3 protein-coding genes are annotated in these 6350 nt (G+C 74.6%); 2 read left to right on the top strand and 1 reads right to left on the bottom strand.

The window, feature by feature from the left end; genetic code table 11:
- Window positions 1-106: 106 nt before the first annotated feature.
- A complete protein-coding gene (locus tag ABZ641_RS22785; protein ID WP_359984381.1) occupies window positions 107-2188 on the top strand; it encodes an MDR family MFS transporter in 2082 nt (693 codons plus the stop codon).
- A gap of 39 nt (window positions 2189-2227) precedes the next feature.
- Here the strand turns inward: ABZ641_RS22785 and ABZ641_RS22780 are convergent, their stop codons facing one another.
- Window positions 2228-3862 (bottom strand): SpoIIE family protein phosphatase, encoded by a 1635-nt coding sequence (locus tag ABZ641_RS22780; RefSeq protein ID WP_359984378.1) that lies wholly within the window; start codon window positions 3860-3862, stop codon window positions 2228-2230.
- Window positions 3863-4052: 190 nt separating this feature from the next.
- Here ABZ641_RS22780 and ABZ641_RS22775 point away from each other — a divergent pair, with 190 nt between their 5' ends.
- Window positions 4053-6131, top strand: coding sequence for a SpoIIE family protein phosphatase (locus ABZ641_RS22775; RefSeq protein WP_359984375.1), 2079 nt, complete (start codon window positions 4053-4055; stop codon window positions 6129-6131).
- Window positions 6132-6350 lie beyond the last annotated feature (219 nt).

Genomic DNA, 6350 nt, shown 5'->3' with positions numbered 1-6350 from the left:
GCATGGGCCCACGCTACGGCCCGGCCCCGGCGCCCCCGCCGACGGGGTTCACCGCGGCGGCGGCCCTACGCGGGCGCCCGGCCGCCCGCCGGGCGACCATGCGAGAGTGACCACCACCGAGAGCAGCCCGCCGGCCCCGGCCGCCGCGCCGCCCGTCCTGGACCGGCGGCAGCGCAACGTCGTCTTCGTCACGATCATGCTCGGCATGCTGCTGGCCGCCCTCGACCAGACGATCGTCGGCACCGCGCTGCCGACGATCGTCTCCGACCTCGGCGGCGCCCAGCACATGTCCTGGGTGGTCACCTCGTACCTGCTCGCCGAGACGGTCACCACCGCGCTGGTCGGCAAGTTCGGCGACCTGTTCGGCCGCAAGCTGGTCTTCCAGGTGTCGGCGATCGTGTTCATCACCGGCTCGTTCCTGTGCGGCCTGTCCACCGACATGCTGATGCTGATCGCCTGGCGGGCCATGCAGGGCGTCGGCGCGGGCGGCCTGATGGTCACCTCGATGGCGCTGATCGCCGACGTGATCCCGCTGCGCGAACGCGGCAAGTACCAGGGCGCGATCGGCGCGGTCTTCGGCGTGGCCACCGTCATCGGCCCGCTGCTCGGCGGCCTGTTCACCGACCACCTGACCTGGCGCTGGGCGTTCTACGTCAACGTGCCGATCGCGATCGTGGTGGTGCTCGCCGCGGCCCGGACGATCCCCTCGGTGCGGGCCCCCGGCCGCCCGGTGATCGACTACCTGGGCATCGCCCTGGTCGCCGTCGGCGCGAGCGCGGTGATCCTGGCGACCAGCTGGGGCGGCAACAAGTACGCCTGGAGCTCGCCGGTCATCCTCGCCCTGTTCGTCGGCGGCGCCGTCGCCCTCGGACTGTTCTGCTGGGTGGAGACCCGGGCCGCCGAGCCGATGCTGCCGATGCGGCTGTTCCGCAACCCGGTCTTCAGGGTCTGCGCGGTGCTCAGCTTCATCGTCGGCTTCGCGATGCTCGGCGCGTTGACCTTCCTGCCGACCTTCCTGCAGTACGTCGACGGGGACTCGGCCACCGTCTCCGGCGTACGGACCCTGCCGATGGTCTTCGGCCTGCTGATCGCCTCGGTGTTCAGCGGCACCATGGTCAGCCGCACCGGCCGCTACCGGATCTTCCCGATCGTCGGCTCGGCCGTGATGGGCGTCGGCCTGTACCTGCTGTCGCTGATGGACGCCGACACCCCGAGCTGGCTGCAGTCGCTCTACATGCTGGTGCTCGGCGCCGGCATCGGCCTGTGCATGCAGGTGCTCACCATCGCCGTGCAGAACACCGTCGACTACGCCGACCTCGGCACGTCCACCTCCGGCGTCACGTTCTTCCGCACCCTGGGCAGCTCCTTCGGCACGGCCGTGTTCGGCACCGTCTACACCAACACCCTCGGTGACCGGCTCGCCGAGGGCATCGCCACCTCCGCCCGGCTCACCGGCGCCGACCCGGCCGTCCTGGTGAACGCCGCCCAGAACCCGAAGGACCTGCACGCGCTGCCCGCCGACCAGGCCGCACCGATCGTCGACGCCTACGCGGACGCCCTGCACACCGTGTTCCTCTGGGCGGTGCCGGTGGCCGCGGTCGGCTTCGTCGTCGCGCTCTTCCTCAAGCAGGTGAAGCTGCGCGACTCCACCCGCGCCTCCTCCACCGACATGGGGGAGGGGTTCGCCTCGCCCGTCTCCGGGGACTCGGCACGGGTGCTCGAACTCTCCGTCGCCAAGATCATCCGAGGCACCGACCAGGACACCGCCCGGGACGTCGTCGCCCGGTCCGGCACCCGGCTGGACATCGCCGTGGCCTGGGCCGTCATGCAGGTCGAACTGTTCACCCGGACGGTCGGCCACGCCTCGCTCACCCTGATCGCGGCCCGCCGGCGGCTGCCCGGCGAGGTGCTCGAACCGGTCTTCGACCGGGCCGTCGGCGAGGGCTGGCTGTCCCGGGTGAACGGCTACTACATGCACACCGAGGCGGGGCAGCGGGAGGCCGAGCGGATCGGCGGCGCCTGGGCCCAGTGGCTGAACGACCAGCTGGAGCAGGAGGCGGGCCGCCCCCGCAGCGCCGAACTCCGCGCCGCCGTCCACACCATCGCCAAACGCCTCATCGCCGAGGACCTCACCGAGGGCCTCCCGTCCCGCGAACTGGGTGACCCGGCGGGGGCCGGCAAGCACTAGGGCGCGGTCAGGGGCGGGCAGCCCCGTGTGCCGGGTTCCTCAGTCCCGCAGGGTGGCTGTGAGGAGCGCGACGTCGTCGTCGGCGGTGGGGGAGAGGCCGGTGAGGACGGCGTCCAGGAGTTGTTCGCCGCCGGCGTGCGGGGGGAGCCGCAGGTGGGTCAGCCGGGCGAGCGAGGCGTCGATGGCCTCGTCGCGGCGCTCGACCAGACCGTCGGTGTAGAGCAGCAGGTGGTGGCCGGGCGGGCACTGCGCCGTCACCTCGGGGAACCCGCCGAACCCGGTGGCGAGCGGCGGACCCGGCTCGACCGACAGCAGGCGGACCGTCCCGTCGGGGGAGACCAGGGCCGGCGGCAGGTGCCCGGCGCTGGCGAAGGTGCAGGTGCCGGTCCGCGGGGACATCACCACCGCGAGGCAGGTCGCCGGGCGCCCGGTGGCGAGCGGCGCGGTCAGCCGGTCCATCCGGTCCAGGACGCGGCCGGGCGACAGGTTCCCGGCGGCGACCATCCGCAGCATCGCCTGGTAGTGGCTCATCTCGACGGCGGCCTCCAGGCTGTGCCCCATCACGTCGCCGATGGCCAGCAGGGTGCTGCCGTCCGGGCGGGCCACCGTCTCGTAGAAGTCGCCGCCGACCAGGGCACTCGCCCCGGCGGGCCGGTAGCGGAAGGCCACTTCGAGGCCCGGGTGCGGGGCGCCGGGCTCGGCGAGGAGGGCGCGCTGCAGGTCGAGGGCGATGCCGTGCTCGCGGGTGAAGCGGCGGGCGTTGTCGATGCTGACGGCGGCCCGCAGCGCCAGGTCCGCGACCACCACGGTGTCCTCCGGGGTGAACACCGGCGAGCTGCCGGCCCGGATCAGGGTGACCGTGCCGAGGGCGCGGCCGCGGGCCAGCAGCGGCACCACCAGGCCGGAGTGCACGCCGCCGCGGCGCAGCGCCGCCAGCCGGTCGGGGTGGGCCGCGGCCCGGCCGAGGCGGTCGTCGGCCGGCATGTTCTCGATCACCGGGCGGCCGCTCTCCAGCGCCCGTCGGGCGGCCGAGCCGGGCTGGTGGTCGATGTGCTCGCCGGCCTTGCCGAGGGCCGCCGCCGTCTCCTCCAGTTCGGGTACGGAGACCAGGGAGGCGCGGAGCAGCCGCAGGACGCCGGGGAGGGTGTGCGCGGCGGGGGCCTCCTCGGGCGGCAGCACGTCCACCGAGGCGGCGTCGCCGAGCTCGGGGACGAGGAAGCGGGCGAGTTCGACGCAGGTGGTGTCCATGTCGAGGGTGGTGCCGATCCGGGTGGAGGCGCTGTCGAGCATGGCGAGCCGCTCGCGGGCGCGTTCCAGTTCGTTCTGCTGCTGCCGGGAGGCGGTCACCTCCAGCACGATGCCGGCGATGCCGACGACCGTGCCGTCCACCTCCAGCCGGTGGTAGGCGCCGTGGAAGTAGCGCCGGGCGAGCGGGGAGGGCACCCGGGTCTGGCCGCTGGAGGTGGTCTCGCGGGGGACGCCGTCGGCGAGCACGGCGCGCAGCACGTCGAGCCGGGCGTCGATGCCGGGTACGACCTCGGCGATGGTGCGGCCGATGTGGTCGGCGGCCGGGGCGCCGTTCAGCCGGGCCAGCGCGGTGTTGACGTACACGTACCGCAGGTCGGTGTCGAGGACGCCGACCGCGCCCGGTGTGCCCTCCAGCAGCTCGCGCACGGGGGACGGCAGTGCACGCCACACGTGGTCGTGGGGCACGGGCGTCACCGCCTTCCGGCAGCAGGTCTGTCCTCCATCGTCGCGGGCGGGCCGGGCGGCTGCATCCGCACCCGGCCCGGCGCCGACTTGCCGCCCGCCCGGGCGCTGACAAGGTGGAGAGCGAGCCCTAGGCCCGGAGAGGGGTGCACCCGTGCAGCCGAACGACCGCGTCCGCACCGACGCCGCTCTGCTGGAGGCGCTGTTCACCCGTGCCCCGGCCGGTCTGTTCGTGCTCGATCCGGATCTCCGGGTGGTGCGCTTCAACACCGCGGCACGCGGCATGCGCGGCATGCCGCCGGACGCCGTGGTCGGCCGGACGGTGGAGGAGTTCGCCCCCGGGTTCCCGCACGAGAAGCTGACCGAGGTCGCCCGGTCCGTGCTGGCGACCGGCAACTCGGTGCGGCGCCTGCGGGTCTCCGGCGTCCTCCCGCACGACGACAGCAAGCGGATGGTGGTGTCGCTGTCGGTCTTCCGGCTGAACGCCCCCGGCGGCCGGGTGCTCGGCCTCGCCGTGATGGCCGAGGACGTCACCGAGCAGCAGAACACCGCGGACCGGCTGGCGATCCTGCACGACGCCCAGCGGCTGATCGGCTCGACCCTGGACGCCTCCGCGACCGTCGGCGAACTCGCCGAGGTGGCGATCGGGCGCTTCGCCGACGTCGTGATCGTCGACCTGCTGGACGACGTGCTGCGGGGCCGCCGGCTGCAGGCCGGCCCGGTCGCCGCGGACGCGCCGCTGCGCCGGGTGGTGCTGCGCTCCGTGGAGGAGTTCCGGACCAGGACACCGGACGGCGAGCTGACCTCCCTGCACTTCCCGACCGTGCTCAGCCAGAGCATGCACGACCACCGCCCCCGGCTGATCGCCCACCTCACCCCGGACGAGCCGCTGCTGGCGGCCGACCCGGTGCGGGCCCGGCGGCTCGCCGAGGCCGGCGCGCACTCGCTGATCGTCGCGCCGCTCACCGTGCACGGCACCGCGCTCGGCCTCGCCGTCTTCGTCCGCACGGTCACCGAGGAGCCGTTCGACCAGGGGGACCTCGAACTGGCGGCGGAGCTGGCCGACCGGACGACGCTCAGCGTCCACCGGGCCTGGCAGTACCTGCACGAGCGGACCATCGCGACCGCCCTGCAGCGTCGGCTGCTGCCCGTCCGCCCGCCCGACCTGCCCGCCGTCGACACCGCCTACCTGCACCTGTCCGGTGACGCCGGGGCCGACTGGTTCGACGTCGTCCCGCTCTCCGGCGGCCGGGTCGCCCTGGTCTGCGGCACCGTCGCCGGACGCGGCGTCGAGGCGGCCGCCACCATGGGCCAGCTGCGCACCGTCGTGCAGACCCTGGCCCGGCAGGACCTGCCGGCCGACGAACTGCTCGGCGTCCTCGACGAGACCGTCCGGCGGCTGGCGGAGGAGACCGTCCCCGAACCGGGCGAGCCGCCCGTCCTCGCCAGCTGCCTCTACCTCGTCTACGACCCGGTGACCGGCCGGTGCAGCGCGGCCGCCGCCGGCCACCCGCCGCTGGTGCCGATCGCCCGCGACGGCAGCCTGCTGGACTTCGAGGTGCCCGTCGGCCCGGCGCTCGGCCGCGGCGGCGGCGAGGGCTACGAGGCGGTCCACGCCGAACTGCCCGAGGGCAGCCTGCTCGCCCTGCACACCCGCGGCCTCACCGCCGGCTCCGACACCGGCGACCGCTCCGGCCGGAACCGGCTGCGCAGGCTGCTCGCCCACCCCGACCGCAGCCTGCGCGAACTGTGCGACGACGTCGCGTACGCCGCCGTCCCGCACCGGCTCGACGAGGACGCGCTGCTGCTGCTCGCCCGGACGAAGCTCTTCGGCAGCGACCGGGTCGCGCTGTGGACGCTGCCCGCCGACCCGGCCGTGGTCTCCACCGCGCGCACCCTCGTCTCCCAGCAACTCGCCGCCTGGGGACTGGAGGCGGTCGCCGCGGACACCGAACTGATCGTCAGCGAGCTGGTCACCAACGCCATCCGCTACGGCCGCGGGCCGGTGCGGCTGCGGCTGATCCGCGACCGCGGGCTGCTCTGCGAGGTCTCCGACAGCAACTCGGCCGCCCCGCACATGCGGCTCGCCCGCAGCGGGGACGAGGGCGGCCGCGGCCTGTTCCTGGTGATGCACCTGAGCCGCCGCTGGGGCACCCGGTACGGCGAGCGCGGCAAGACCGTCTGGTCCGAGCAGCCCGTCCCCGAGTCCGTGCGGGCCGCAACCATCGCATGATCAACTCGTTGGATGATCTGCAGTCCACCCCGGCTGCAGTCCACCCGGCTGCCGCCCGAACCGCGGGGCCCGTCCGACGATCCGCGCCGCGCGGCGGGACTCGACGCGAACCGTCAGACCAGCACTAGCCACCGGAGCCCGCTCCCATGGACCGCCCCACCCTGCGCCGCCCCGCGCCGCGGCCCGCCGCCCCCCGCCCGCCCGAGCCGGACGCGGCCG

It is taken from the genome of Kitasatospora sp. NPDC007106 (genome assembly GCF_040634455.1).
GTDB lineage: Bacteria > Actinomycetota > Actinomycetes > Streptomycetales > Streptomycetaceae > Kitasatospora > Kitasatospora arboriphila.
The sequence above is the reverse complement of the archived record's forward strand: the minus strand, read 5'-3'. Positions and strand labels throughout refer to the sequence as shown.